The 23803-nt window shown below is 57.6% G+C and carries 22 protein-coding genes; 12 read left to right on the top strand and 10 right to left on the bottom strand.

From position 1 onward, the window contains the following. Positions 1–748: 748 nt before the first annotated feature. Positions 749–946 carry a DUF4238 domain-containing protein gene (locus tag ACIPZH_RS19120; protein ID WP_400637364.1) on the bottom strand — a complete coding sequence of 66 codons (198 nt, stop codon included), beginning with the start codon at positions 944–946 and terminating at the stop codon, positions 749–751. Positions 947–1258: 312 nt separating this feature from the next. On the opposite strand from ACIPZH_RS19120, the gene ACIPZH_RS19115 reads away from it, so the two are divergent. The 3 genes from ACIPZH_RS19115 (at position 1259) to ACIPZH_RS19105 (ending at position 4125) form a co-directional block, all read left to right on the top strand. Next, positions 1259–1480, top strand: coding sequence for a hypothetical protein (locus ACIPZH_RS19115; RefSeq protein ID WP_267823829.1), 222 nt, complete (start codon positions 1259–1261; stop codon positions 1478–1480). A 580-nt stretch (positions 1481–2060) separates the two neighbouring features. Beyond that, the gene (locus ACIPZH_RS19110; RefSeq protein ID WP_400637369.1) at positions 2061–3263 is read left to right on the top strand and encodes a zinc-dependent alcohol dehydrogenase; all 1203 of its coding nucleotides are present in this window, start codon (positions 2061–2063) and stop codon (positions 3261–3263) included. A gap of 325 nt (positions 3264–3588) precedes the next feature. After that, entirely contained in the window at positions 3589–4125 is a 537-nt protein-coding gene (locus ACIPZH_RS19105) for a sterol desaturase family protein (protein WP_267823827.1), read from the top strand. Here ACIPZH_RS19105 and ACIPZH_RS19100 read toward each other — a convergent pair. Genes ACIPZH_RS19100 through fni form a run of 5 tightly spaced genes read right to left on the bottom strand, consistent with a single transcriptional unit; the run spans position 4013 to position 9981 of the window. Continuing rightward, a complete protein-coding gene (locus ACIPZH_RS19100; protein WP_400637361.1) occupies positions 4013–5008 on the bottom strand; it encodes a phytoene/squalene synthase family protein in 996 nt (331 codons plus the stop codon). The genes ACIPZH_RS19105 and ACIPZH_RS19100 overlap by 113 nt on opposite strands. Continuing rightward, a complete protein-coding gene (locus ACIPZH_RS19095; RefSeq protein WP_400637359.1) occupies positions 5005–6495 on the bottom strand; it encodes a phytoene desaturase in 1491 nt (496 codons plus the stop codon). The genes ACIPZH_RS19100 and ACIPZH_RS19095 overlap by 4 nt, the downstream gene beginning before the upstream one ends. Then, positions 6492–7658 carry a lycopene beta-cyclase CrtY gene (gene crtY, locus ACIPZH_RS19090; protein WP_400637357.1) on the bottom strand — a complete coding sequence of 389 codons (1167 nt, stop codon included), beginning with the start codon at positions 7656–7658 and terminating at the stop codon, positions 6492–6494. Before crtY ends, ACIPZH_RS19095 begins: the two co-directional genes overlap by 4 nt. After that, a complete protein-coding gene (locus ACIPZH_RS19085; protein ID WP_400637356.1) occupies positions 7655–8929 on the bottom strand; it encodes a glycosyltransferase in 1275 nt (424 codons plus the stop codon). The genes crtY and ACIPZH_RS19085 overlap by 4 nt, the downstream gene beginning before the upstream one ends. Further along, positions 8926–9981 (bottom strand): type 2 isopentenyl-diphosphate Delta-isomerase, encoded by a 1056-nt coding sequence (fni, locus tag ACIPZH_RS19080; protein WP_400637354.1) that lies wholly within the window; start codon positions 9979–9981, stop codon positions 8926–8928. The genes ACIPZH_RS19085 and fni overlap by 4 nt, the downstream gene beginning before the upstream one ends. 203 nt (positions 9982–10184) lie before the next feature. Between fni and ACIPZH_RS19075 the strand changes: the two genes are divergently transcribed. Then, positions 10185–11090, top strand: a complete 906-nt coding sequence (locus ACIPZH_RS19075) for a polyprenyl synthetase family protein (protein ID WP_400637352.1) — start codon at positions 10185–10187, stop codon at positions 11088–11090. On the opposite strand, the gene ACIPZH_RS19070 is transcribed toward ACIPZH_RS19075, so the two are convergent. The 4 genes from ACIPZH_RS19070 to ACIPZH_RS19055 all read right to left on the bottom strand — a co-directional run bounded on the left by ACIPZH_RS19070 (position 11091) and on the right by ACIPZH_RS19055 (position 14829). After that, positions 11091–11561: a hypothetical protein gene (locus ACIPZH_RS19070; protein ID WP_400637351.1), complete on the bottom strand. Its 471-nt coding sequence runs from the start codon at positions 11559–11561 to the stop codon at positions 11091–11093. Between the two features lie 198 nt (positions 11562–11759). Next, positions 11760–12086: a hypothetical protein gene (locus tag ACIPZH_RS19065; RefSeq protein WP_400637349.1), complete on the bottom strand. Its 327-nt coding sequence runs from the start codon at positions 12084–12086 to the stop codon at positions 11760–11762. 199 nt (positions 12087–12285) lie between these two features. Continuing rightward, positions 12286–13068 carry an EAL domain-containing protein gene (locus ACIPZH_RS19060; RefSeq protein WP_400637348.1) on the bottom strand — a complete coding sequence of 261 codons (783 nt, stop codon included), beginning with the start codon at positions 13066–13068 and terminating at the stop codon, positions 12286–12288. Between the two features lie 810 nt (positions 13069–13878). Then, positions 13879–14829 (bottom strand): GlxA family transcriptional regulator, encoded by a 951-nt coding sequence (locus ACIPZH_RS19055; protein WP_400637347.1) that lies wholly within the window; start codon positions 14827–14829, stop codon positions 13879–13881. 104 nt (positions 14830–14933) lie between these two features. On the opposite strand from ACIPZH_RS19055, the gene ACIPZH_RS19050 reads away from it, so the two are divergent. The 8 genes from ACIPZH_RS19050 to ACIPZH_RS19015 all read left to right on the top strand — a co-directional run bounded on the left by ACIPZH_RS19050 (position 14934) and on the right by ACIPZH_RS19015 (position 23650). After that, positions 14934–15731: an SDR family NAD(P)-dependent oxidoreductase gene (locus ACIPZH_RS19050; protein WP_400637345.1), complete on the top strand. Its 798-nt coding sequence runs from the start codon at positions 14934–14936 to the stop codon at positions 15729–15731. A 23-nt stretch (positions 15732–15754) separates the two neighbouring features. After that, on the top strand, positions 15755–16276 hold the full coding sequence (locus tag ACIPZH_RS19045; RefSeq protein WP_241806963.1) for a carboxymuconolactone decarboxylase family protein: 522 nt from the start codon (positions 15755–15757) through the stop codon (positions 16274–16276). Between the two features lie 147 nt (positions 16277–16423). Further along, a complete protein-coding gene (locus tag ACIPZH_RS19040) occupies positions 16424–17431 on the top strand; it encodes a zinc-binding alcohol dehydrogenase family protein (RefSeq protein WP_400637343.1) in 1008 nt (335 codons plus the stop codon). Between the two features lie 476 nt (positions 17432–17907). After that, positions 17908–18333 carry a hypothetical protein gene (locus ACIPZH_RS19035; RefSeq protein ID WP_400637342.1) on the top strand — a complete coding sequence of 142 codons (426 nt, stop codon included), beginning with the start codon at positions 17908–17910 and terminating at the stop codon, positions 18331–18333. 184 nt (positions 18334–18517) lie between these two features. Further along, the gene (locus tag ACIPZH_RS19030) at positions 18518–19210 is read left to right on the top strand and encodes a DUF421 domain-containing protein (protein ID WP_400637341.1); all 693 of its coding nucleotides are present in this window, start codon (positions 18518–18520) and stop codon (positions 19208–19210) included. A 101-nt stretch (positions 19211–19311) separates the two neighbouring features. Then, positions 19312–19815: a CinA family protein gene (locus ACIPZH_RS19025; protein WP_400637340.1), complete on the top strand. Its 504-nt coding sequence runs from the start codon at positions 19312–19314 to the stop codon at positions 19813–19815. A 243-nt stretch (positions 19816–20058) separates the two neighbouring features. After that, a complete protein-coding gene (locus ACIPZH_RS19020; RefSeq protein WP_400637338.1) occupies positions 20059–21561 on the top strand; it encodes an ATPase domain-containing protein in 1503 nt (500 codons plus the stop codon). 109 nt (positions 21562–21670) lie between these two features. Then, complete coding sequence (locus ACIPZH_RS19015) at positions 21671–23650, top strand: response regulator (RefSeq protein ID WP_400637337.1); 1980 nt, start codon at positions 21671–21673, stop codon at positions 23648–23650. Positions 23651–23803 lie beyond the last annotated feature (153 nt).

Raw genomic sequence — 23803 nt, 5'->3', positions numbered from 1 at the left:
ACTACGAAGCCTTGCTGCCATGGAACTGCTCGCCAGAGATACCACGGTAAGCTGAGGCCCTATCTTTTAGAAGGTGGGGTTCATGGATCGCACTCAAATGATCACTCCTCTCTTTCCCATTAACGATATAGCTAGGCTAAGCATCTGTCGGCAATGTCATTTGAAAATGATCAGCACGCCAGAAGGGCTAGCCCTCCATCTCTAGAGCCAATCCACCCATATAACTCGACTAAATAACTATTTAGTCGAGTTAAGTAAAGACTCACCCAGCAACCATAGGGTGGGGCATGGACGCGCCGTTAATCGTCAAGCGCTAAGCGCGCTTAGATCAATACGCAAAGACGATCGCATTCAACAAAATACGACCGCAACGCTACGCCAAGCTGATGATCATTTTTGACTGACATTGCTGTGTACCGACTTCAATCTTGTAATCCTCGAATTTCGTTAACTGATCACTAAAAAATGAGGTTCGCGATGCATGCCTACTATGGTGATCATTTTTAAGATTTGATCATTTTTCCCGACACTGAGCCTATTAATGATCATTTCTGACTGTGCACGAATTCACCAATCGAATTTGGTGATCCACCTGCAAATGCATCCAATTTCAAGCCCGCCATGAGCACAATGATCAAAATTGCTCCTGCACTGATGATCAGTGTTGTCATGCGCGCCAGTGGCTAACTCCTTGAGCATTAAGAGAAATCCGCAGACTTGAGCCGAATCGGATGGTTTTTGTGCATGGTCAGAATTTCGTGAGCGTCACATCAGTGTGACCATGCAGGCGGTTGAAATGGTCTTCACCGCCAACTTTCAGGACGTTTGCAGGAAACGCTTTTTTGGCGACCAGGTCCACACAGTGAACGACGTCGTGCCTGCCTGATTTGGCGAAACCTCTCAGATAACCAGCTGAGACGTAGTGGTGATAAATCGGTTCGCTCATTGCAGATCCATTTCGTTGATCGTCGATGTCGACAGGCTAGCCGATCCAAGGTTTGGTGTCAGATGGAGCGGAGCCTGGCTTCCGATCTGGCCAACCCACGCCCCGGCAGCTCCATACAAAGATGCGCATAATGCATATTATGTTAAATGCAGTATCATGGTACTGCTCCATAACATCTGTGTCGCTTGCGCCCTAAAACCGGATGCGCCAAATGGAGGCATTTAAATGCCCGTCACAAAAACCACCTAAGGCACCCGCGCTCGAACCAAAGGTTGGTTTCTCAAGACCGTCGACATCACGTCAGAAAGATCCTTGCTGGATCAACTGAACGGAATCTGTGTTTCGACCGCGAAGTTGATCAACTGGGCATCGAAGCTTACGCGCGAGCGAGAGCTTGCCAAGCAACTGATTGCTGGCAGAGCCCACAACTTCTGGCCCGCCACGCGCTTCTACGAAGCCCGCTGGGAAGACCGTGTTCAAGCGTGGCTGGCGAATCTCCCCACGGGCGAACCTGATCACAGTTTGAAATCGTGAGACTCGTAGCCCAACCGCCGCCAACTCCCCTCCAGTTCGCACAATAGAATCGAGGGGCAACACGGCTCTGCTCATCTGATTGTTCAGCCTTCAGTATCAGAAACCGCGCCGATGATAAGCCCACCTGGCCATCCTGGAGCCACCGCCAGTCTCGCGACCAACCGCCATGCTCGACATCGTTAATCAGGTCATCCAGGTGGCACAGTCTCGAGGCCAAACATATGCTGTACGCATATACAGTGTTCGGTAGGCCACGCCCGCACCAGGCACCCTGCCCTCGCCCTTATCCGTACAAGCGCTAGCCGTTTGCACAGCTAGAGCAAAAACACTGAAACCGGCTCCGTTGAGTTTGCCGGTCGGGTAAACGTTGTGCGCTTTAGCGGTGTCCGTACCGTCAGCGTCGTTCCCTGGCAGCGATGCAGGTTTCTTAGGGGCATTCAAGGAAATGCACGCCGATGAGGCCGTGCTGTTCGACGCTGCGGCTCTCCGATGACCATTGAACCAGTCAGCCTGAACTTTGGCGCTACTCCAGGCTTCCCCTGCATATGCTCATAAATTTACCGCAGCAGGAGCAAGCATGATGAGAGCACTGACCTACCACGGCGCAAACGATGTGCGGGTCGATACTGTCCCAGACCCCATCCTCCAAGACCCAGACGACATCATCCTCAGGGTGACGGCCACCGCCATCTGCGGATCCGACCTCCACCTCTATCGGGGCAAGATCCCGGAAACAGAGCAAGGCGACATCTTCGGCCACGAGTTCATGGGCATCGTGGAGGAGGTTGGCAGGGACGTGACGACCCTGAAGGTTGGCGACCGAGTGGTGATTCCATTTGTCATCGCTTGTGGAAGTTGCTTTTTCTGCCAGCATGATCTCTTCGCTGCCTGTGAAACCACCAATACCGGGCGCGGATCGATCATCAACAAAAAGGGCATACCACCAGGCGCGGCGCTGTTCGGATACAGCCATCTGTATGGAGGGATCCCTGGGGGCCAGGCCGATTACGTTAGGGTGCCCAAAGGCAATGTCGGGCCATTCAAAGTTCCGACTTCGCTCGCGGATGACAAAGTGCTGTTCCTATCAGACATCCTTCCCACCGCTTGGCAAGCGGTCATCAATGCCGAGATCGACGAAGGTTCATCGGTAGCGATCTATGGCGCGGGGCCAGTGGGCCTGTTGAGTGCCGCCTGCGCAAAGATGCTGGGCGCTCACACCATCTTCATGGTGGATGACAACAATTACCGGCTGGCCTATGCCCAGCAAGCCTATGGCGTTATCCCGATCAACTTCGAAAAGAATGATGACCCAGCCGATAGCATCATCCGCCATACACCGGGTATGCGTGGCGTGGACGCGGTCATCGACGCGGTCGGGTTTGAAGCCAAAGGCAGCACCACGGAAACCGTGATGACGGCCTTGAAACTGGAAGGCAGCAGCGGCAAGGCCCTGCGCCAAAGCATTGCGGCTGTGCGGCGTGGCGGCATAGTTAGCGTGCCCGGCGTCTATGCCGGCTTCATTCACGCCTTCATGTTTGGCGATGCGTTCGACAAGGGGCTGACGTTCAAGATGGGCCAGACCCATGTGCAGAAATACCTCCCGGAACTGCTCGAACACATAGAAGCCGGGCGCCTGGAACCGGAACTGATCGTGACTCACCGCCTCGCCCTGGAAGAGGCTGCCATGGGCTACAAAATGTTCGATCAAAAACAGGATAACTGCCGGAAAGTGATCCTCGTTCCAGGAGCGGCCGCTGGAACGTTAGGGAGTGATTACGTGTAAGCCATCGGAGCACAAACCTATGAACGCCTTTGGTACGTGCTTCTGGATCGCGGTCGTCAATGCCTCAAAGGTTCAGAAGCGGAGTTTTAGTGGCCTAGGATGAGTTTCTCAAGAAGACTGGGGCCGGGGGTTGGGTGGAAGCTGCTGGCCGGCAGTGGCTACTACTGCCCTGCGACTTGGCGCAACAGCAGCAAAGCCTTAGCAGCGTACGAAAACAACGTCGTACACCCCCCATCCAGATCGCAACCTCATGTTGAGATATGATCGAACTCGAACATCCACCGGTGACACGGGTCTTAAAAGCTTGCTTACCAAGGTACTTCGCATGATTGTCAACGCACTGGTGTTCTTGATGGCTTTGATTGGCATGGAGGGATTGGCGTTCGTCGCCCACAAGTACGTGATGCATGGATGGGGCTGGGGCTGGCATCGTTCGCACCATGAGCCTAGAACTGGGCGGTTCGAGAAAAACGACCTGTTTGCCGTCGTGTTCGCGGGTTTCGCCGTCGCGCTGATCGCCCTCGGCAATCTAGGCGTACACCCGCTGGAGTGGATCGGTGCCGGCATGACCGCGTATGGACTGCTGTACTTCCTGGCCCATGATGGGCTGGTACACAAGCGATGGCCATTGCGATTTGTCCCCCGGCACGGCTACCTCAAGCGCCTTTACCAGGCGCACCTGCTGCACCATGCCGTTGCCGGAAAAGAGGGGTGCGTGGCGTTCGGCTTTCTGTACGCACCATCGGTTTCTAAACTTCGCGCCCAGCTTCGTGCTTTGCACGGTGGGCCGTTGGCCAGACATGATGAGGACGCTGCCACAAGCCAGCAGCGCGGTCAGGCCAGCGACGGCCACGGGACATGACGGTGCGCCATAGCCCCGCAACAATATGCCAGACCTTTTCCAGCTTCGACGTAGAGACCCGCTCGTCCCATGCCCGGCTGCCCCGCTGTCTGACCTTCAACCCGATCGCCCGGTACACGCCGCCAGCCGTTGCCACCGCCCAGGCCGAGCGCCATGGCAACGCCGTCAACCCTGCCTGGGCGCTGATGTAGAATGGCTCTGCCATGTGGATCAGTCGCTGAGCCAGCATGGCCACAGCATCCCGGTACCTAGGGTTGGCAATGTCGTGCTCTGGAATCGACATCGCTTGCAGCCATTCTTGGGGCAGATAGCATCGGCCAACGCCCGCGTCTTCGATGATGTCCCGGGCGATATTGGTCAATTGGAACCCCATGCCCAGATCGCACGCCCGGTCGAGGGTCTTTTCGTCGCTCACCCCCATGACACGCGCCATCATCAGACCAACCACACCCGCAACGTGGTAGCAGTAATCCAATGTGTCTTCGATGCGGTGATAGTGTCGGTTCTGGGCATCCATCGCGAAACCGGAAAGATGCGCCAAGGCGTACGGCTCAGGAATGCAATGACGGCGCACCACTTCGCGAAAAGCCGCGAATGCGGGCGTTTGCACCGACCGCCCGGCATATACCGAATAGGTTTGTGCAAATAGGCTGGCCAAGCGCCGCTCGACTTCCTCCTGCCCTACAGAGGTAGCAGCATGGCCTGCTACCTGCCCGTCGATCACATCGTCGCAATACCGGCACCAGGCATAGAGCATGACCGCGCTGCGCCGGGTGGCGGGGTCGAACAGCCGCGCGGCGGCGGCGAAGCTCTTCGAGCCTACGGCAATGCTGCGGTTCGCATGGTCGAACAGGGTCTGGTCATTGCCTTCAACTGTCATCATCCCTGCATGTCCTCCAGCATCAGCCCAGCGGTGGCTCGCGCCGACCCTATCACACCCGGAACACCCGCGCCTGGGTGCGTGCCGGCACCGGCCAAATAAAGGTTAGTGAGCATCGCATCGCGGTTGTGTGGCCGGAACCAAGCACTTTGGGTGAGGATCGGTTCGAGGGAAAATGCCGACCCAAGGTGCGCATTGAGCTCACTTTCGAAGTCGGCGGGGGTGAAGATCCGGCAGGTCACCAAGTCCTTGCGCAGCCCGGGGATGTAGTGCTGTTCGAGGTAGTCGAAAATACGCTCCCGGTAACGCGGGCCTTCGACTTTCCAGTCAATCGGGGCATTGCCCAAGTGTGGTACCGGTGACAGCACATAGTGGCTGGAGCAGCCTTGGGGGGCAAGGCTGGGGTCTGTGACACAGGGGGCGTGCAAGTACAGGGAAAAGTCGTCGGCCAACGCCTGCCCCTGGAAAATGTCCTGAATAAGCGCCCGATAACGCGGCCCAAAGCACACTGTATGGTGTTGCAACTGAGGTTGCGGTCGCTTGAGCCCAAAATGAATGACGAACAGCGAATTGCTGAAGCGCTTGCGTTTGAGCCGAGCGCTTTCCTGCCCGCCTCTGCGATGCCCACTTAACAGCTGGCTGTAAGTGTGCACCACATCCGCATTGGAGGCCACGCTGTCAGCCTCATAGTGGCGCCCATCCACTAGGCGCACACCAGTGGCACGCCGGCCCGCGGTAGTAATATGGGCGACATCGGCATTGAGCTGCAGGCAGCCGCCAAGGTCTTCGAACAGCTTCACCAAAGCGTTCACCAGCGCGCCGGTTCCTCCTCTGGGGAACCACACCCCCCACTCGCGCTCGAGCGCATGAATGAGGGTGTAGATCGAGGAGGTGGCGAAGGGGTTGCCCCCCACCAGCAAGGAATGGAACGAAAATGCCTGGCGCAGCTTGTCGTCCTCGATAAACGCCGAGACTTTGGCATACACGCTGCGCCAAGCCTGCAGCCGCGCCAGTTGCGGGCCTGCGGCGACCATATCGCGAAACGACAGAAACGGCACAGCGCCCAGCTTCAGGTACCCTTCACGAAACACCGCCTTGGAATAGGCCAGAAAACGCCGATAGCCAGCGACATCGGCTGCGTTGAATTGTGCGATCTGGCGGTCGAGCGCGGCCTGATCGTTGGCGTAGTCGAACTGCGTACCATCTTCCCAGCACAGCCGATAAAACGGCGCTACCGGCAGCAGTTCCACGTAATCGGCCATCGAGCGCCCCGCCAGTGTGAACAGCGCCTCGATCGCTGTCGGGTCGGTGATCACAGTCGGGCCGGCGTCGAACGTGAATCCTTGCTCGTGATAGACATAAGCGCGGCCGCCCGGCTTGTCGCGTTTTTCCAGCAGGGTCGTCTGCACCCCAGCGGCCTGAAGCCGGATGGCCAAGGCCAGCCCGCCGAACCCGGCACCAATCACGATGGCTTTCTTTGCGTCGGTCATTCTCGAATTCCATAGTGCCTGGGGTGATACCGGAGCATCGCGCGCACGGCTTCGCCGAGCGGCACCGGTGGTTTGCCCGACAGCACCCGCAGCTTGTCGGAAAAGCTGTTTTGGCCTGCGTAAAAGCGGCAGATCAAACCGTCGGAGAGGCCGTAGAAACGCTGCATGACCTGCCACCGGTGCTCGGGCCGCCCGGCCAGGAACAGCATCCGGTTGAGCAGGCGGTAGAAACGCTGGCTCCGCCAGATCTTATAGGCGATCGATCGTATGCCGGCAGCCAGGACGCTTGCGTCAAGGTCGTGCTGTTGCGCGACCCAGTCGGCCAGGCGCACGGCATGGGGCAGCGAATAGCCCGTGGTGCAATGGAACAAGCCTGCGCGCAGTCCGGAAAGCGGGTGCCCCTGGGCTTCGCTCCAGAAGCCCTCGAAATCTCCCGCCAAGGTGATCGGCAACACGCCGGTTTCTTCGCGCAGACATGCCTGCACCGCCCAACCTTGCGCCTCGGCATATTCGGCGATGTGCGCCCGCAATTGGTCGGGCGACAAGGTATGTCGATCTACATAGTGGGTATCTTCGATCAGCACGGTGTCTGGGCTGAAGGGCAGGACGTAAACGAACCGGTACCCCTGCCCTTGTGCCACCCGCGCGTCCATGATGATTGGCGCGACTAAGCCATGGGGCGCCTGCAATCTCAACAGTTGCCCCACAAATGCCTGCTGCCCCAGCACCATCCGCGCGCTAGCCCGAGCACCTCGACCATCGATGACAGCACGCGCCTGCACGCGCTCGCCGTTCGCCAATGTTACCGACGTGGGGGTCAGGTCGATGATACGTTGGCCTACGCGCAGGTCGTCACCCAGCTCGGCGCCGATCACCTCGGCAAATCGCTCAGAGGTGATGCTAGCGTACCCCGAGTTCAGGCGGCGCGAGCGGGCTGGGAAATGCACGTCATAGCACGGCCAGCGCTTGACCACCAACGGGGCGAGCCAGTCATGTTGCTCGGGTGTCAGGTCACCGTCATGAAACGACCACGTGTGATTGCCGCCGATAAGCTTCTGCGCTTCGATGCACAGCACACGCCATGCGGGCCGCTGCTGCTTCAGTCGCCAGGCGATCAGGCCGTTGGCCATCCCGCCACCGGCCAGAATCAGGTCGTAAGTCATTGGGCAGGCCCCCCAAGTACAGCGCAGCCGGTTCGGGCAACCCTTTCAACGATATCGGCAGCCCGCGGCGTGCCCCCCGCTTGCTCCAATTCAGCCGCCAGCCGCTGCAGCCGTTCAACCGGATGCTCCAGCAGCCGCTTCAGCGCATCATGAATGGTGCTCGCCCTCGCCCGTCGGTTGACCTGCAACCCGATACCCGCGTGCACGACCCGCGCTGCCACACCGGGCTGATCGAAGCCAATGGGCATCACCAATGCGGGGGTCCGCGCCTTGATCGCATCCATGACCGTGTTCAGGCCGCCGTGAGTCACCACGACATGGGCGTGGTCGAGCACCCATTGCTGCGGCGCGTAGCTGGTTACCCAAGTGGCCCCGGCCCTGCGCAGGCGCTCTTCCTGAGCCAGGCCGAGTTTTGCGCAGTGGGCGATCAGCAGCTGAGCATCAAGCCGTGCGCAAGCCTTGGCTATCTGGTGAAACATACCCACGCGATCACCTTGCAACGTACCGAGACTGGCAAACACAAAGGGGCGCCCTGGGTCGATCGGCCACTGCCCTACCCCGCCAGAGAACGGCGCTCGCAACGGGCCCACCGCATGGTAATGAGCAGGTAACTGCTGGCGAGGAAGATCGAACCCGGTGATCGTCTGGCTAATCTGGGCATAAGATGACAGGCATTGGTGCAGGCCATCGCGCGGCTCAATGCCGAACCGCCGACAAGCCTGGCGAATCACATCGCGCAAGGGGCGCATCAGCCAGTCATATACACGCTGGCTGCCTTCATAAAGCCGTCGCTGGCGCTCATCTTCCCCGTACGCGAACGGCATGACCGCCAACGGAATGCCAGGCTCGCGGTTGACCGGGAGTGCGCAGGCCACGGACAAGAACGGCATACCCAATGCTTCGGCCACCAGGCCGCCAGCCGCTTCCATCTGGTCGCACAGCACCACATCGACCCCGGCTTGGTTCAGGGCCGGTGGCAAGGCTTGGCACAGCATCCCAGTGTTGGCGCATAAATCACGGATTACGCCGCGCAGGCGCAACGGGTGATTGGACGTTGCAGCACGCTGCAATGACCGGTCAAGGCTGCCAAGGGGATGACTGTCACTACCCACTGCGACGAAACCGATGCGTGGATCAGTCAGCCAGCGACGCGTATCGACCTGCTGAAAGAAAGTGACACCGTGCCCGCGGTCTATCAACGCCGATGCCAGTGCCTGAAAAGCCTGAAAATGGCTATAGAACGCCGGCGCGACCACGCCGAAACGGCTCATGGGATAACCGACGCAGTGGGGCCGGATGGCAGCACGCGCACGCTGCGCAACGCTGCCAGGTTGGCCGAGCCCGTGCAGAAGCAAGCAATGCGCAGCTGCCGGATGAGCATCTCGAAATGCTGGACGACCGCCGACGTCGACTGAGTCGCCTCGTGGAGAACACCCGCCGCCTGACCGATCACATCGGCGCCCAGGCAAATGGCTTTGGCTGCATCGACGCCATCTCGAATCCCGCCCGAAGCAATCAAGGGTATCTCTGGCAGCGCACGTCTGATGCGCTGCAGGCCGATGGCCGTCGGTATACCCCAGCCACTGAAAGCTTCAGCTACGCGACGATCCAGCGGACGCACCGCCCGAGCTGCTTCGACCGCCGCCCAGCTCGTGCCGCCCATGCCCGCAACATCAATGACTTGTACGCCAGCTTCGCTGAGGGCTAATGCGACCCGCGCCGATATCCCGGCGCCGACCTCCTTGACAACAACCGGTACACCTACCGCTGCCACCGTGCGGGTAATAGCCTCCAGAACACCGCACCAGTTCCGATCACCTTCAGGCTGAACCGCTTCCTGCAACGGGTTGAGATGAATGATCAGCGCGTCGGCTTGCAGCGTTTCGACACACCGGTGCGCCAGGTCGAGGCCGTCTTTTTCCAGCAGTTGCGCAGCGCCGATATTGCCGAGCAAAGGTATATCCGGGGCCAGTTGGCGCAGACCTCGCGTCAGACCTTGGTCATTACCACTTCTCAGAGCAACGCGCTGCGAACCCACACCCATGGCGATCCCCAGTGCCTGTGCAGCCTCGGCCAGGTGGCGATTGATCGCGGTCGAGCGGGCTGCACCCCCGGTCATGGAACTGATCAGTATCGGCGCCCGAAGCGATTTCCCGACCAGCGCACTACCCAGATCGATGGCGTCCAGATTCAGCTCTGGCAAAGCACAGTGCTCCAATTGCAACGCATCGAAACCGGTGCCCATGCCACGTGGCTCTGTGCGCCTACTCAGCACAATGTCGAGGTGGTCGTCCTTGCGTTTACTCAATTCGCTGTCGCTCATATCAAGCTCCGGTTGCTTGAATCATTTCGTACCCAGCGTGGTCTTCTACGGATAAAACTTATACAACATTGGCAGCGGCGCTGGTTTTGTACAAGATTGATTGAGACTGAGGCAGCTGCGGGGTTGAGTCGTTCCCCGAATTCCAGTGTGGCAGATCAAAAAAACATTCGACCAATTTGGCCACAGCAGAGGCATACATCACGATGACCACCGCCCTCGTAGCTTTTTCCGACCTCGGCTCCACTGACCGCCTTTCGCAGATACGGATTTCGATCGAACAACGCCTGGATGAGTTACTGCCCGACACAGGTAACGAACGTGATCTCGTCGCGCTCGCCATGCGCGAATCGACGCTGGCTCCGGGTAAGCGAATGCGCCCCATGTTGCTAATGCTCATTGCAAGTGGCCTGGGCCACGAGGGCTCGGCAGCCCGTGACCTGGGCTGCGCAGTGGAGCTGATCCACGCCGCCTCACTGGTGCTCGACGATATGCCGTGCATGGACAACGCCTCGCTTAGGCGAGGCCGGCCCACGGTGCATTTGAAATTTGGCGAGGATGTCGCAATTCTAACTGCGGTAGCACTGCTGAGCCGCGCCTTCGGTATCATCGCGGCTACCCGTGAAGTGCCACCTGCGATCAGGAGCGAACTGGTCGAACTGGCTTCCAATGCTATAGGCATGCAAGGCCTGGTGCGTGGCCAGTTTCAGGATTTGAGGGACGGTCAGCAACCCCGGAGCCCCGAAGACATTGCCATCACCAATAACCTCAAGACAGGGGTCTTGTTCGGTGCCATTGTGGACATGGCCTGGCTTATCAGTGACAGCGATGAAAGCACTCGTTCAAGCTTGCAACGCTTCGCCATGGAGCTAGGCCAGGCGTTTCAGATGTACGACGACCTATGTGACGTCCGCTGTGATACCGGCAAGGACTCGAACAAAGACCGCGGTAAGTCGACATTCCTGTCGATCTACGGTGAACAAGAGCTGCAAGCGAATCTGCAAATGCATCTTTCCAATGCCGAAAAAGAACTGCGCACTGTATTCGTTGATGCTGACGTGATCGCAGGCTTCATTGCCTCGATGTTCAAGAAAGCGGCGGTGACCAGCTGATCACCGCTGCGAACGCTGAGCAATGGCCTCTTTGAGCGCCTGGCTATCTGTATACCGCTGCTCTTGCACAACGGCGCCGCCCTGTAAGGCCAACCATTGAACGGACTCACGATCGCCTTTATAGGCACTGGCGACCCGGCCGTCGCGGTCCAACAAGATTCGGTATTTGGCGGAACGCATAGCAGGCACGGCCACTAGCTTGATCACCGATGGCATCTTTTCGATGTCTGCGACATAAATCACACGACGTGACTCCAGATAGCCTGCAGGCTCATCTTCAATTGCCGCGTTCACCAATTTAGCCGCCGCCATGCTTCGTGCCACCAGCAGCACCTGAGCATCGTCATCAAGGGTGTAGGCTTTATCGTTCTGATCCAGCAATGTCCACTTCTTGACAGGCTCAATAATCGCGCTGTCGGCCAAAGCACTGAAACTCAGCAGAGCCCCTGCGAGCAAAACAAGATGGCGCATCGATCAAGACCTTGGTAAGCCAGAAGGACTTTTACTTTACAGCAAATTGAAGACGATCGAGATAAATAGGAATCGCGCAACTTTTCATGCGCGTACTGCGGTTGAGTCGATCATCCAGGTTTACAGATCAATCAAGCCTTGCTCAATCAGTCGGTCGCTCAGTCGAGGCCGACCTCGGCCAAGTCTTTTCGACGTGCATTACTCATCCTTAGTGGCATCCAAAGCGTCGTACCAATCAGCGTAGGGCGTATGTTCCACCCGACAACGATTGTAGTCAGGACTGTCGTCGTCCCACCAAACAGGCCCCCGCTCGCCCAGTCCCACTTTGGCGGCATTCACTCGCGCACGCGCAGTTTTGAGCATTTTCGAATCGTCAGCGCGCTTGGCCCTTTTGACATCTCGTCGAGCATCCATCAGGTCATGCACAAGGCGTTGCCGCTCGCATTCACTAAGTGACGGGTTCGTACAGCGCCAGAGCTGACCTTTGACAACAAAATAGCGTCTGTCTGGTGTCGTTGGATGCATAACGCAGATCTCTTGAGTGATACACCAAGGACACCAAAGATGACGCATTGGCTGCATGCCAGAGGGACATAGGTCGAAGTCTCCCCTACCAGGGGACTTTCCATCAGCCCAGCGCCCTCCGCTTGGTGGCTCTGGTTAGTTCTCTTTCGAATACGGCTTGATGCCGCTTTTGGCAAGAAGGGACTCTATTAGAGCAACATCAAGAAAGCCGCTCAATCAACGGCAATCCATTCACCTGCGGTCGGGCGAAAAGATACCCTTGCATCAACTCAATCCCCAGCGTCGCCAACGCTTGGCACTCTTCGTCAGTCTCAATCCCTTCGGCGATAAGCGTAATGCCCAACCGCTCGGCCACCAGAACGATACCGGCGACAATGGCTTGGCGAACTGAATCCTTGCAGATTCCCCGCGTGAGTGCCATGTCCAGTTTGAGCACAGCCGGCTGAAATTCTGCCAGTAGATTCAGCCCTGAGTACCCCGAGCCAAAATCATCTATTGCAGTGGTAAAGCCCTGTCGCTCGTACTCCTTGAAGATCGATTTCAAGTGCTCGGTGTCTTCGATCCGCTCGCCCTCGGTCACCTCGAACATGAGCCGATTGGCGGGGAAGTCGAATGTTCGAGTGGCTTCTAGGGTGGCCCGGATGCAGGTGCTGGCACTGTAGACGGCATTGGGCAGGAAATTGATGCTCAATTTGCACTCTTTCTGCCGCCCCAAGCCGAGTGCAGCCGCTTGTTCAATGGCCTTGACGCGACAGGCCTGATCAAAGCGGTACAGATTGTTGGGAGATACCTTGGCCAAAATCTCCGCAGCGCTTTCACCGGCCAGACCGCGAACCAGCGCCTCATAAGCGAACGGCCTGCCTGAAGGAACATGGATTATTGGCTGGAACGCCATAGTAATTTCGAAATCAAGCCTGGCCAGGTCACGACACTGGGAGCAGCCCATCGCTGAAAAGGGCTGGGGGAACACAGAGTTGCTCATGGGATATCGTCGAGCTTGATGAGGATGGCTGTGCAGGATGCTTGAATATGCATCATAAGCCAACCTCCTCCCATGACTCTGCTTGCTGCAGCTCAGCTTGGACGCCCGTCCACATCAACACCAACAGGGCTGGTCTGGCTGGTTCATACGCTCATCACCGCGAGTAGTACAAATGTTCTCCGCACGCGCTTAGCGAGATATACTGGATGCATCTACAGTATCTCACTGGAGCGGTAGCTCCTCCTGCCCGCAAGCCCGGGTTAGCCAACAGGCTTCGAGGTTACGCAGAAATCCCATGTGGATTTCACCGAAGACACGCTCAAGCGGAGAGGTCGCATATGTCACTAAAATCGTCTTTCGCCCTTGTCCTCCGGGCGCTACGCAGTCAGCGAAAAATCACGCAGCGTGACTTTGGTGACACCAGCCGGACGTTTCTTTCAAAGCTGGAGGGGGGCAAAGCCAGCCTGACGTTAGATAAACTCGAGCAGGTCAGTCAGCGGCTGGGGGTGAGCTCACTGACGCTACTGACACTGACCTTGAGCTTGGAATCTGGCAAATCCTCAGCGGAGCTTATCGATGATCTTCGCTTGCAAATAGAGAACCTGGAGCGTGATGGTGGCTTAGCGGGCTTAGAAAAGTCGCCCGCCCTAGTGCCATCCACTTGGCACCCTGTCAGCCTCCGACGCTGATGCTGGTGAGCTTCCCTCGCGCTGACCACGGGGCTCACATACAGCAGCCTGAGGCGGCGGCCAGTCACATCGCTGCGTTCATCTCGGCCTAGGCTACCTGAGGGCCCCGGTGGCCTCTCCCTCATCCGGTTACCACTCGCCTGGCATCCCTACGTACTGCCTGAGGCGGAACACCAAGCCCACGAATGAACACTTCCCGCATATGTCGGCGATCCCTGAACCCCGTTTCTCTGGCCACTACATCCAAGCTGTGCCGGCTCTGCTCGATCATCAACCGGGCAGCTTCCAGGCGCAGGCTTTCTACGGCTTTGGCCGGTGATTGTCCGGTTTCTGCGGTAAAGACCCGGGTGAACTGCCTGGGGCTCAAATGCACTACTTCAGCAAGCTCCTCAACGCTGAGTGGCCGGCCAAGATGCTTGCGTGCGTAATCCAAGGCGCTCTGGATGCGGTCAGACTTAGGGGAAAGCGTCAGCAGTTCGGAATGCTGGGATTGCCCACCGGAGCGGCGCTGATGCATGACCAGTTTTCGCGCCACCGACCGGGCCAGCTCAGTGCCGTGATCCTTTTCGACCATCCCCAATGCCATGTCCAGAGCGGCAGTCATACCCGCAGATGTCCATATCGGCCCATCCACGATGAAAATCCGGTCTTCTTCGACCTCGATTTTCGGGTACAGCTCACGAAGCTTATTGGCATAGGCCCAATGTGTGGTTGCCCGCCGATTGTCCAGGACACCTGCCTGCGCCAACACGAAGCACCCCGTACACAGGCCTGCAGTGCGCCGCGCACCGTCCACAAAACCTCGCACACTGGCAAGTACCTCTTCACTCGGCGGCGTCAGTGGCGTAAACGTCCCGGTAATCATCCAGGTGTCGGTCAAGCCAGGCGCACCCAAGGGAAGCGTATCCATGTACATCCCCAGCGAGGAGCGCACCGTTCCGCCCTTTATGGAAAAATTCTGGATCTTGTAAGCCGCTTCGCCGGCAACGATATTGGCAAACTCGAAGACAGATTGCGTGGCCAAAGACATGACCTGGAAACCTTCGGTTATCAGATAGCCGACCCGGTGCATCGAATGACTCCCTACGCGATGTCCTAAAAACGTATCTTATGCGTCATTCAAGACGAAAGCGACCTTCTGCATCATGGCTTCACACCAAACAATGGAGCATGACCATGACGCAGCAATCCAAAGGCACCGCGCTCATCACCGGCGCTTCCACCGGGATCGGCTCGATCTACGCAGAGCGTTTGGCCCGCCGTGGCTACGACCTCGTACTGGTGGCCCGCAACCGGGAACGTCTCAACGCCCTGGCCAGCCGTATTACCAGCGAGACCCAGCGAAACGTGGAGGTTATTCCGGCAGACCTTTCCAACGCCGCTGACCTGGTCAACGTTGAACGCCAACTTCGTGAGGACGCCAGCATAAGCCTGCTGGTAAACAATGCGGGAATCGGCACTCACACAAGCCTGATGGAGAGTGATGTCGAACGCATGGCCGAAATGATCAGCCTCAACGTCACCGCCTTGACCCGCCTGACCTACGCTGCCGTTCCAGGTTTCATCGCCCGCCAGCAAGGCGCCGTCATCAACATCTCGTCCATTGCAGGGCTTGCGCCAGAGCTGCTCAACGGTGTCTACGGTGGCAGCAAGGCCTACGTGACCGCCTTCAGCCAATCCCTGCACAAGGAGCTCGCAGACAAAGGCATAAAGATCCAGGCGGTGCTGCCAGGAGCCACTGCGACCGACTTCTGGCAGATCGGCGGCCTGCCTGTCGAGAACCTCGACCCCGGCATCGTCATGTCCGCTCATGATCTGGTCGACGGTGCTCTGCAGGATTTCGACAACGACGTGCTGATCTCCATCCCTTCGCTGCATGACTTGCACGCTTTCCAACACTACGAAGCCAGCCGGCAGGCGTTGTTCAGCCAGTTGTCGAGTAACCAGCTCGCGCCGCGTTACAACGCCAAGTGACCATCAGCACAGGAAGCTGAATCATGACTCGAATCAATGCGCTGACCCTCGACCAGGCGCCTGCAGCAGCGCGTAGTGCCCTGCAGGGTGTGGAGAAAGGCTTGGGCTTTATCCCGAACGCGTTCGCCACCCTCGCCCATTCGCCGGCAGCCCTCGCTGGCTATCTGGCGCTCTCGCAAGCCCTTAACAAGAACAGCCTCAGCCCTGCCGAGCGTGAAGTAGCGGCGCTGGCTGCATCAGCGGTGAATGGCTGTGACTACTGCATCGCCGCCCACAGTTTCTTCGGCGAAAAGGCAGGTTTGGATGCTGGTGCGCTGCTGGCTGCTCGTGCCGGCACTCTCGATGGCGTTGCTGCGTTCGCCAGAGCGGTGACGCTAAGCCGAGGCCAGGTCAGCGAGGTGCAACTGGCAGCAGCACGGGAAGCAGGGCTGGATGATACGAAAATCGTGGATATCATCGCCCAAGTCTCCCTCCTGACGCTGACCAACTACCTCAACAATGTGGCCATGACGGACATCGACTTCCCACCTACCGACAACCAATGAACTGCGCGAGGCGTCCAGGCACCGGTCGCCAGCGCCTCCCGCTAGTTTCATTACGCGCGAGAACGCCTTGCTGCTTTGAGGCTGATTTTCGAGTTAACCAAAGACAATACCCTGTGCCAACTTTTGATTCTTATTAGAGGTAGCGCGATGAAGGCTGTCGTTTACACGCAACCCGGATTACCTATTCACGACGCTCAGTCTCTGTATGACACGGAGCTCACGAAGCCAAACCCCGGCGCACGTGACCTGCTCGTCGAGGTCAGGGCGATTGCCGTCAATCCCGTCGATACCAAGGTTCGCGCCAGCCGTGGTGCAGAGCAACCATACGTTCTCGGCTGGGATGCTGTCGGTGTCGTCCGCGAGACTGGCCCAGAGGTAACGCTCTTCAGGCCAGGGGATGAAGTGTTCTACGCCGGTGCCCTAGATCGACCAGGCAGCTATAGCGAGTTTCATGTGGTGGACGAGCGAATCGTCGGGCACAAGCCTAAGAACTTGGACGACGCCAGTGCCGCCGCCCTGCCGCTGACGTCGATCACCGCGTGGGAGTTGCTGTTCGACCGTTTGGCCGTCGAAGAAAATAGCGGCAAAGGTCAACGTCTTTTGGTGGTCGGGGCAGCAGGCGGAGTGGGCTCGATCCTGGTTCAGCTGGCAAGGAAGCTGACGCAGCTGACAGTCATAGGCACTGCCTCAAGACCTGAGACTCAAGCCTGGGTCAACGAACTGGGAGCTCATCATGTCATTGATCACTCTGAGTCGATCCCGCTTCAGCTGGCAAAGCTCAAGCTCGATCCCATTGATTACGTGATCAGCCTGACCCACACCGACACTTACCTGCCGCAATTGGTGGAAGTGCTTCGCCCCCAAGGCAAGCTCGCACTGATTGATGATCCGGCACAGCTGGATGTCATGCCGCTCAAGCGCAAATCGCTGTCACTACACTGGGAACTCATGTTCACCCGCTCGCTGTACAAGACCGCGGACATGATCAAACAGCACCAACTGCTCGAGCGTGTTTCCCAGCTGGTTGACGAGGGCACACTGAAGACGACTGTCGGAGAGCATTTCGGAAGCATTTGTGCCGAAAATCTCAAGCGAGCCCACGCGTTGATTGAAAGTGGTAAAGCCAGGGGCAAAGTTGTCCTGGAAGGTTTCTGATCATTGCTCAAATAAAAGCCCGCGTTAACGCGGGCTAACCTGAAAGCACCGCTGCTCAGTAACATCCCACCGGTAGGCGCGAATTGGAGGAAGCGCCAGCACTCCAACCCACAGGATTGCCCTGAAGTGCGGCTTCTACAACCAGCCGCGTTTCTGCCGGACGTTTATGAGATCCGAAGGGATTACGCCTCAAGCATGGAAGCAACAGGTCATTTAGCAAGATCGGGGTGCTACCCCCGTGCTACTGGGCAAGCATCGCGAGCACCTTCCTGGCTATTCTGACTTGTACAGTCGTACTCCGCCCCCGCCCGAGTGGGGTAGTTCATGCCCAGTCCTGTTTTGCCGTGCGTATCGTAAAGGTGTGATTGGTCATCGCCGTCGATTGCTTGGCTTTGACAGCCACACTCGACCTAAGTACTGCCCTCCTTCACCGCTCCAATGTAAGCTGGACGGCAGTCAACAAGGAAGTGATCTCCATGGTTCGTCGCAACCTCATAATCAGCCTACTGATCTTCCCATTAGCGCCAATTGCCGTGATCTATTTCACCCAGGTCATGTGCCGCGAAATCTGGTACGCGAATTACTACCTACCTGGGGAGGATGGCGGAGAAGCAGAGCCGGCAATGGCTCTGATTGGTATCCCATTGATCTTGATCGCTGTCTCATTGCTGCTGGGTGGTCTCACCCTGCTGACCAGGTGGGGTCTTGCGCGCTGGTTGTCCGCAGTGCTGCGTGTGCCCCTCGCGGGCATGGCGCTGCTGCTCTCCTTGACCGCGACGGTGTTTTTCATGGGCGAAGCGCTGGCCGTGTTCAGCCATTGGGAGGTCACCATCGCATGGATGGCTTGGCTGGCCAGTGCTGGGCTATTCGTGTTGCATCAATGGGACCGGTTGTGGCGCTAGCGGTTTTTCCAAGCTGAGGGGCATCGATGGTCTCGAGTTAGCCAAATCCCTATGGCGGGAGCATCCTGCTTTTCCAGTGATCATCCTCTCAGGCCATGTCGCCATATGGCGTCACCTCGTGAACTAGCGTCGAATTTAGCCGGTCAATCTTTAACCGGCGATTGCGACATATGGGACAAACCCAATGGTTTCGTTTGATCTGCACAGGATGCTCATTGGCGAACTCCCGCCGACCTTTCTGTTGGAGGTCGCCCTGCGCGTTTCAGCGGCTTTCTTGGCCGTGTTCTTCTTTTTGAAATTCAGTGGTCGACGTGGAATCAGGCAACTGTCTCGATTCGAGCTTGTCGTGATCCTGACCCTGGGCTCAGCCGCCGGTGATGTCACCTTTTACGAAGATGTACCTTTACTCCCCGTCGGATTGGTGTTCCTGACGCTCCTGATGCTCTATCGCGGAACCGTCTACTTGATGAGGCGCAGCAGAACATGCGAAGCCTGGATCGATGGGCTACCCATCACGGTAGTAAAGGACGGGATGTACGAAATTCATTCGCTGCAGAATTTGAACATCTCGTCCAATGAATTGTTCATGGAACTGCGGCAACAAGGTGTGGAGCACCTCGGCCAGGTTCGACTCGGTTTATTGGAAACCGATGGCGATCTCAGTCTGTATTTCTACGGGCCTGATGACACCCGGCCAGGGCTGTCAGTGCTGCCAGTCGAACATCGTCCAGAGTACCAGGCGCTGCCAAACGCCGGCCTGCACTGTTGCGTGAGTTGCGGCTACACGACCTTCCACGAACCACTGGACTCAGTCGTGTGTGAACGCTGCGGTCATAACGTCTGGTCACCTGCCCTTGGTACCTTACGCAACCGTTAAGGCTCCAGCCACTGACGTGGGACACGTCGGACGTAAACTGCGATGAACCAAAACCTGATGGGTTGCGTCCACCGCAAAAGAACAAGCGAGTCGATTCTTCAATGGCAACCGACGCTGTACTGGCCGCCCTCGGCTATCTCAAAGACAATCAGTTAGTCCTGACGACTGCGGAGTCGTGCACGGCAGGTTGCATGGTGGCCCTCCTAGCAGGGGTACCCGGTGCCGGGGAGGTAGTGGAGAGTGGTTATGTCGTTTACTCACCCAGTGCGAAGAAGCGCTTGCTCGGCGTAAGCGCCGAAACTATCGAGCGCTATGGCCTCACCAGCGAAGCAGTCGCGTGGGAAATGGCCTTGGGCGCATTGAGAGACAGCGATGCCAATGTGGTGATCGCCACCACCGGCGTGGCTGGGCCAACTCCCGAATCTAGCGTACCACCAGGCACCGTATGCTTCGCTTGGGCATTCGCCGGCGAGCCGGTAGCCGTGTTTACACGAACTCAGCGCTTCTTTGGTGAACGTGCCGACGTGATGCGTCAGGGCGCACTTTTTGGACTCACCCGACTCTCCCATTATCACCAGCGATGGCTGCGAGGCGAGCGCGCCTGACTTTTTCTTTCATTGGCGCATCAGTCAAGAACTACGATGACCATCCGATTCAAGCAGCCTACGCCTGATGAACCTTTGGTGGCACCCTGCGATCAATCATCAATATCACTGCGGAGTATCGCGCGAATCTGCAGCGCCAATACCTTATGCAGTGAAGGCGCGTTTGCTAGATTCAGCTAATACGCCGGCAGTCTTGGCGCCCACTGCCCCAAGCATGGCCATCCAGTTCAGGAATGAAAATGAATGCCCCATAAGACATCCGCAACGCTATCTGTTGGCAACGAAGGATTGGATCTAATCCTTAAAGACGGGCTGCCGGTGCATAGGCTCTACTTGGTAGAGGGCACGCCAGGAGCTGGCAAGACGACATTGGGGCTTCAGTTCCTGTTGAGTGGTGTGACCAACCAGGAGTCGGTGCTGTATGTCACGCTCTCCGAGACTGCGGATGAACTTGAGAGTGTTGCCAGGTCGCATGGATGGAGCCTGGACGGCATCGAGGTGTTCGAGCTGTCCCAGACGGACGAGATTTTCGGCGCGGCCGCAGAGCAGACCATTCTGCATCCGTGGGAGGCTGAGCTCGGAAACACTATCAAGCTTATCCAGCAGCGCGTGGAGCAGTCCAAGCCCACTCGGGTAGTGTTCGATAGCCTTTCTGAGATGAGGCTGCTGGCACAAGACCCCCTTCGATACCGCCGCCAGGTACTGGCACTGAAACAGTATTTTGCGGGACGAAACATCACAGTCTTGCTGGTGGACGACCTGACTACATCCCATGGTGAGCATGACAACCATCTCCATAGCATCTGCCATGGGGTGATCACGCTGGAGCGACTAACGCTTGATTTCGGCGCGGCTCGGCGGCGATTGCAGGTTCAGAAGCTAAGGGGTGTCGACTTCGTTGCCGGCTATCACGACTTCGTGATCGTAAAGGGAGGATTGCATGTCTTCCCGCGGATGATGGCGGGAGGACAACACTCAGCCTTCCAGCTTGAACCTGTGGCCAGTGGCGTGGCAGCGCTTGACCTTTTGCTTGCTGGAGGCCCTCTCAGAGGCACAAGCACGCTGATCACCGGGCCTGCGGGGTCGGGCAAGACCACGGTGGCATTCGCCTATGTGGCTGCGGCATGTGAGCGTGGTGAGTGCTGCACCGTCTATGAATTCGATGAGCGGGTCGGCACGCTGTTGAGAAGAGCCGAGGCTATGGGCTTCGCGCTTCAAAAATACATCGCCAGCGGCCTATTGAATGTGGAGCAAATCAACCCTGCCGAGATTTCGCCAGGGGAATTCTCATGGCGAGTCCGTACTCAGGTAGAGGCCAGGAATGCCCGGGTGATCGTGATCGATAGCCTAAACGGCTACTTGGCGGCGATGCCACAGGAGCAACAGCTGATACTTCAGATGCACGAAATGCTGTCCTATCTCGCCCAGCATGGTGTGGCAACGTTCCTGATCAATGCTCAAAGCGGACTGATCGGCACGATGACAACCACCCTCAATATCTCTTACGTCGCAGACACGGTCATCCTCATACGGTTTTTTGAGGCTCAAGGCCGTCTGCGCAAAGCGATCTCTGTCCTGAAAAACCGTGGTGGCGCCCACGAAGATGCTATTCGCGAACTGAATATAGATAGCCAAGGCGTCCGTGTTGGTGAGCCCCTGACCAAGTTCAAGGGCGTGCTGACGGGTACTCCCGAATATTTTGGTAGCCAAGAACCCTTGCTGGAAGGCCGACCCTTTGGACGTTAGCCGCCGATCTCAAGAACGGTCGTTGCTGGTAGTCGCGCCATTCCGAGGCGATGCGGCTGTGCTCCAGCGTGTTGCGGGCATACTTTACCGAGTACAGGCATATTGTGACTTGACCGCTCTGGCAAAAAACATTGGTGATGAGACAGGCATCATCCTGATCACCGAAGAGGCCTTGAGCGGAGACATCGCAGACCTTGGAAAGGCGTTAGCGAATCAGTCTTCCTGGTCCGACATTCCGATTTTGCTGCTGACCTCCAATCGAAACCGCGCCGGGAAGGACAATGATGAAGTTCGCAGGCGTCTTCCCTCCAGTGCCTCCAACGTAGTGGTACTGGAACGCCCGATGAGCTCCTCTGCCTTGATGAGCGCCATTGCTGCGGCATGGCGATCTCGAGCACGCCAATTCGACATGCGCGATCGTGTTGCGGAATTGGGAATTGAGCGTGAACGGCTTCGTATCCTTCTGGAGAATGTGCCTGTTGGCATCAGCTTCGTCGACGCCTTTGGCGTGTCGTTGATCAGCAACCCGCTTTATAACCAATATGTCCCGGATCGAGTTATTCCCTCCAAGGCTATCAATGGCCGGGAGCAATGGGTCTCGATAAGCGCTGATGGCCAGCCAGTCACGCCAGAATCATTCCCCGGTGCACGCGCCTTGAAAGGCGAAGTTGTCGACGGCATGGTGTTCCAGCACAAGCCTGCCGGTCAAAACGAGTCCTGGATCCGGGTTAGCGCTGTTCCGCTTTGGGGTGCCCATGGCACGATCATGGGGGCAGCCATTGTGATTGTTGACGTCACCGACCAGAAGCAGTCAGAGCTGACGCTTCGTGGGTTTAATGAAGCATTGGAAGAGCAGGTAGCTGGCCGCACCCAAGCGCTTGCCCTGGCTGTCGAGCAACTCCACCGGGAAAGCACAGAGCGGGAGCGAGCTGAAGATCAACTGCGACAATCCCTGAAAATGGAGGCCGTTGGACAGCTCACTGGCGGAATTGCCCACGACTTCAACAACATGCTGACGGGGATTCTAAGCGCTCTCGACCTGCTTCGATTGAGGCTCAAAAAGGGCAACCTAGACGCACTGGAGCGCTATATCGATGCGGCTCAAACCTCTGCAAAACGCGCAGCGTCCCTCACGGAACGCTTACTCGCGTTCTCCCGCAGGCAATCGTTGGATACAAGACCGCTATCAGCCAACGACCTCATCGTCAGCCTGTACGACCTCCTGAAGCGCTCGGCGACCGAGCAGATCAGGGTATTGATGAAACTCGGCGACCACCTCCCCTACGCCATGGCGGATGCCAACCAACTGGAAAACGCGATACTCAATCTGGTCATCAATGCCCGCGATGCTATGCCGGATGGGGGAACGATCACAGTATCGACACGCGAAGTGATCGTCGCGCAGGCGTCCTCAGAAGCCGATGAGCTCGCAGCCGGGCAGTATATCCGGATTGATGTGGAGGATACCGGGACGGGGATCAGCGCTGATCTCCTGCCAAAAGTGATTGAACCGTTCTTCACCACTAAGCCTATCGGCCAGGGTACGGGTCTGGGGCTTTCGATGGTGTATGGCTTTGCCAAGCAAAGCCGCGGGAAAATGGAGATATCGAGTATTCCACATAAGGGAACCACGATCTCCTTGTACCTCCCAACCGCTGACGGCCAGCTTCATCAGCCTGTTGAAACACCCCATGCAGCGAATCACGGAACCGGACAGATAGTGCTGCTGGTTGAAGATGATCAGTCAGTGCGGATGCTGAATCAGGAGGTGCTCACCGAGTTGGGCTATGAGATTTTCGTTGCCAGCGATGGCGAGGAGGCATTGCACGTGCTCAAGACCCTGGAGAGTGTCGACATTTTGGTCACCGACGTGGGGCTCCCAGGCATGAACGGTAGACAATTGGCGGAGATCGTGCAGCAGAGGTATCCCAATCTCCCAGTGCTCTTCCTGACAGGTTATGCCCAGGCTGCATCTGACAGAGAGGCGTTTCTAGGCCCCTGCATGAGGTTACTGACCAAACCCTTCACGCTACAAGCGCTCGCTGAAAATGTAAGTTTGATGCTGGAGCCGAACACCAGGGATAACTAAGTCTCACGACGCCGCCCCTCTACCGCAGGGGGAGCCAGCAGCTAGCTAAGGTCTGTGGATCTACCCAGCAATGGCTTCTTTCGAGATCTGAGATATCTTCCCAAGATTGGAAAAGCCCGCCTTATAGCGCGGGCTCCTCCATATGCCGGATGA

The sequence above is a fragment of the Pseudomonas sp. NPDC089758 genome, from assembly GCF_044748705.1.
GTDB classification, from domain to species: Bacteria; Pseudomonadota; Gammaproteobacteria; order Pseudomonadales; family Pseudomonadaceae; genus Aquipseudomonas; species Aquipseudomonas putida_X.
The sequence above is the reverse complement of the archived record's forward strand: the minus strand, read 5'-3'. Positions and strand labels throughout refer to the sequence as shown.

Excerpts from the sequence above, each read along its gene's own strand:
- ACIPZH_RS19035 (WP_400637342.1), top strand. The coding sequence starts at position 17,908 with ATGGTTCGTCGCAACCTCATAATCAGCCTACTGATCTTCCCATTAGCG.
- ACIPZH_RS19100 (WP_400637361.1), bottom strand. The coding sequence starts at position 5,008 with ATGATGACAGTTGAAGGCAATGACCAGACCCTGTTCGACCATGCGAAC.
- ACIPZH_RS19120 (WP_400637364.1), bottom strand. The coding sequence starts at position 946 with ATGAGCGAACCGATTTATCACCACTACGTCTCAGCTGGTTATCTGAGA.
- ACIPZH_RS19030 (WP_400637341.1), top strand. The coding sequence starts at position 18,518 with ATGGTTTCGTTTGATCTGCACAGGATGCTCATTGGCGAACTCCCGCCG.
- ACIPZH_RS19105 (WP_267823827.1), top strand. The coding sequence starts at position 3,589 with ATGATTGTCAACGCACTGGTGTTCTTGATGGCTTTGATTGGCATGGAG.
- ACIPZH_RS19045 (WP_241806963.1), top strand. The coding sequence starts at position 15,755 with ATGACTCGAATCAATGCGCTGACCCTCGACCAGGCGCCTGCAGCAGCG.
- ACIPZH_RS19110 (WP_400637369.1), top strand. The coding sequence starts at position 2,061 with ATGAGAGCACTGACCTACCACGGCGCAAACGATGTGCGGGTCGATACT.
- ACIPZH_RS19085 (WP_400637356.1), bottom strand. The coding sequence starts at position 8,929 with ATGAGCCGTTTCGGCGTGGTCGCGCCGGCGTTCTATAGCCATTTTCAG.
- fni (WP_400637354.1), bottom strand. The coding sequence starts at position 9,981 with ATGAGCGACAGCGAATTGAGTAAACGCAAGGACGACCACCTCGACATT.
- ACIPZH_RS19055 (WP_400637347.1), bottom strand. The coding sequence starts at position 14,829 with ATGCACCGGGTCGGCTATCTGATAACCGAAGGTTTCCAGGTCATGTCT.
- ACIPZH_RS19075 (WP_400637352.1), top strand. The coding sequence starts at position 10,185 with ATGACCACCGCCCTCGTAGCTTTTTCCGACCTCGGCTCCACTGACCGC.
- ACIPZH_RS19025 (WP_400637340.1), top strand. The coding sequence starts at position 19,312 with ATGGCAACCGACGCTGTACTGGCCGCCCTCGGCTATCTCAAAGACAAT.
- ACIPZH_RS19040 (WP_400637343.1), top strand. The coding sequence starts at position 16,424 with ATGAAGGCTGTCGTTTACACGCAACCCGGATTACCTATTCACGACGCT.
- ACIPZH_RS19060 (WP_400637348.1), bottom strand. The coding sequence starts at position 13,068 with ATGAGCAACTCTGTGTTCCCCCAGCCCTTTTCAGCGATGGGCTGCTCC.
- ACIPZH_RS19095 (WP_400637359.1), bottom strand. The coding sequence starts at position 6,495 with ATGACCGACGCAAAGAAAGCCATCGTGATTGGTGCCGGGTTCGGCGGG.
- ACIPZH_RS19050 (WP_400637345.1), top strand. The coding sequence starts at position 14,934 with ATGACGCAGCAATCCAAAGGCACCGCGCTCATCACCGGCGCTTCCACC.
- ACIPZH_RS19065 (WP_400637349.1), bottom strand. The coding sequence starts at position 12,086 with ATGCATCCAACGACACCAGACAGACGCTATTTTGTTGTCAAAGGTCAG.
- ACIPZH_RS19020 (WP_400637338.1), top strand. The coding sequence starts at position 20,059 with ATGCCCCATAAGACATCCGCAACGCTATCTGTTGGCAACGAAGGATTG.
- ACIPZH_RS19070 (WP_400637351.1), bottom strand. The coding sequence starts at position 11,561 with ATGCGCCATCTTGTTTTGCTCGCAGGGGCTCTGCTGAGTTTCAGTGCT.
- crtY (WP_400637357.1), bottom strand. The coding sequence starts at position 7,658 with ATGACTTACGACCTGATTCTGGCCGGTGGCGGGATGGCCAACGGCCTG.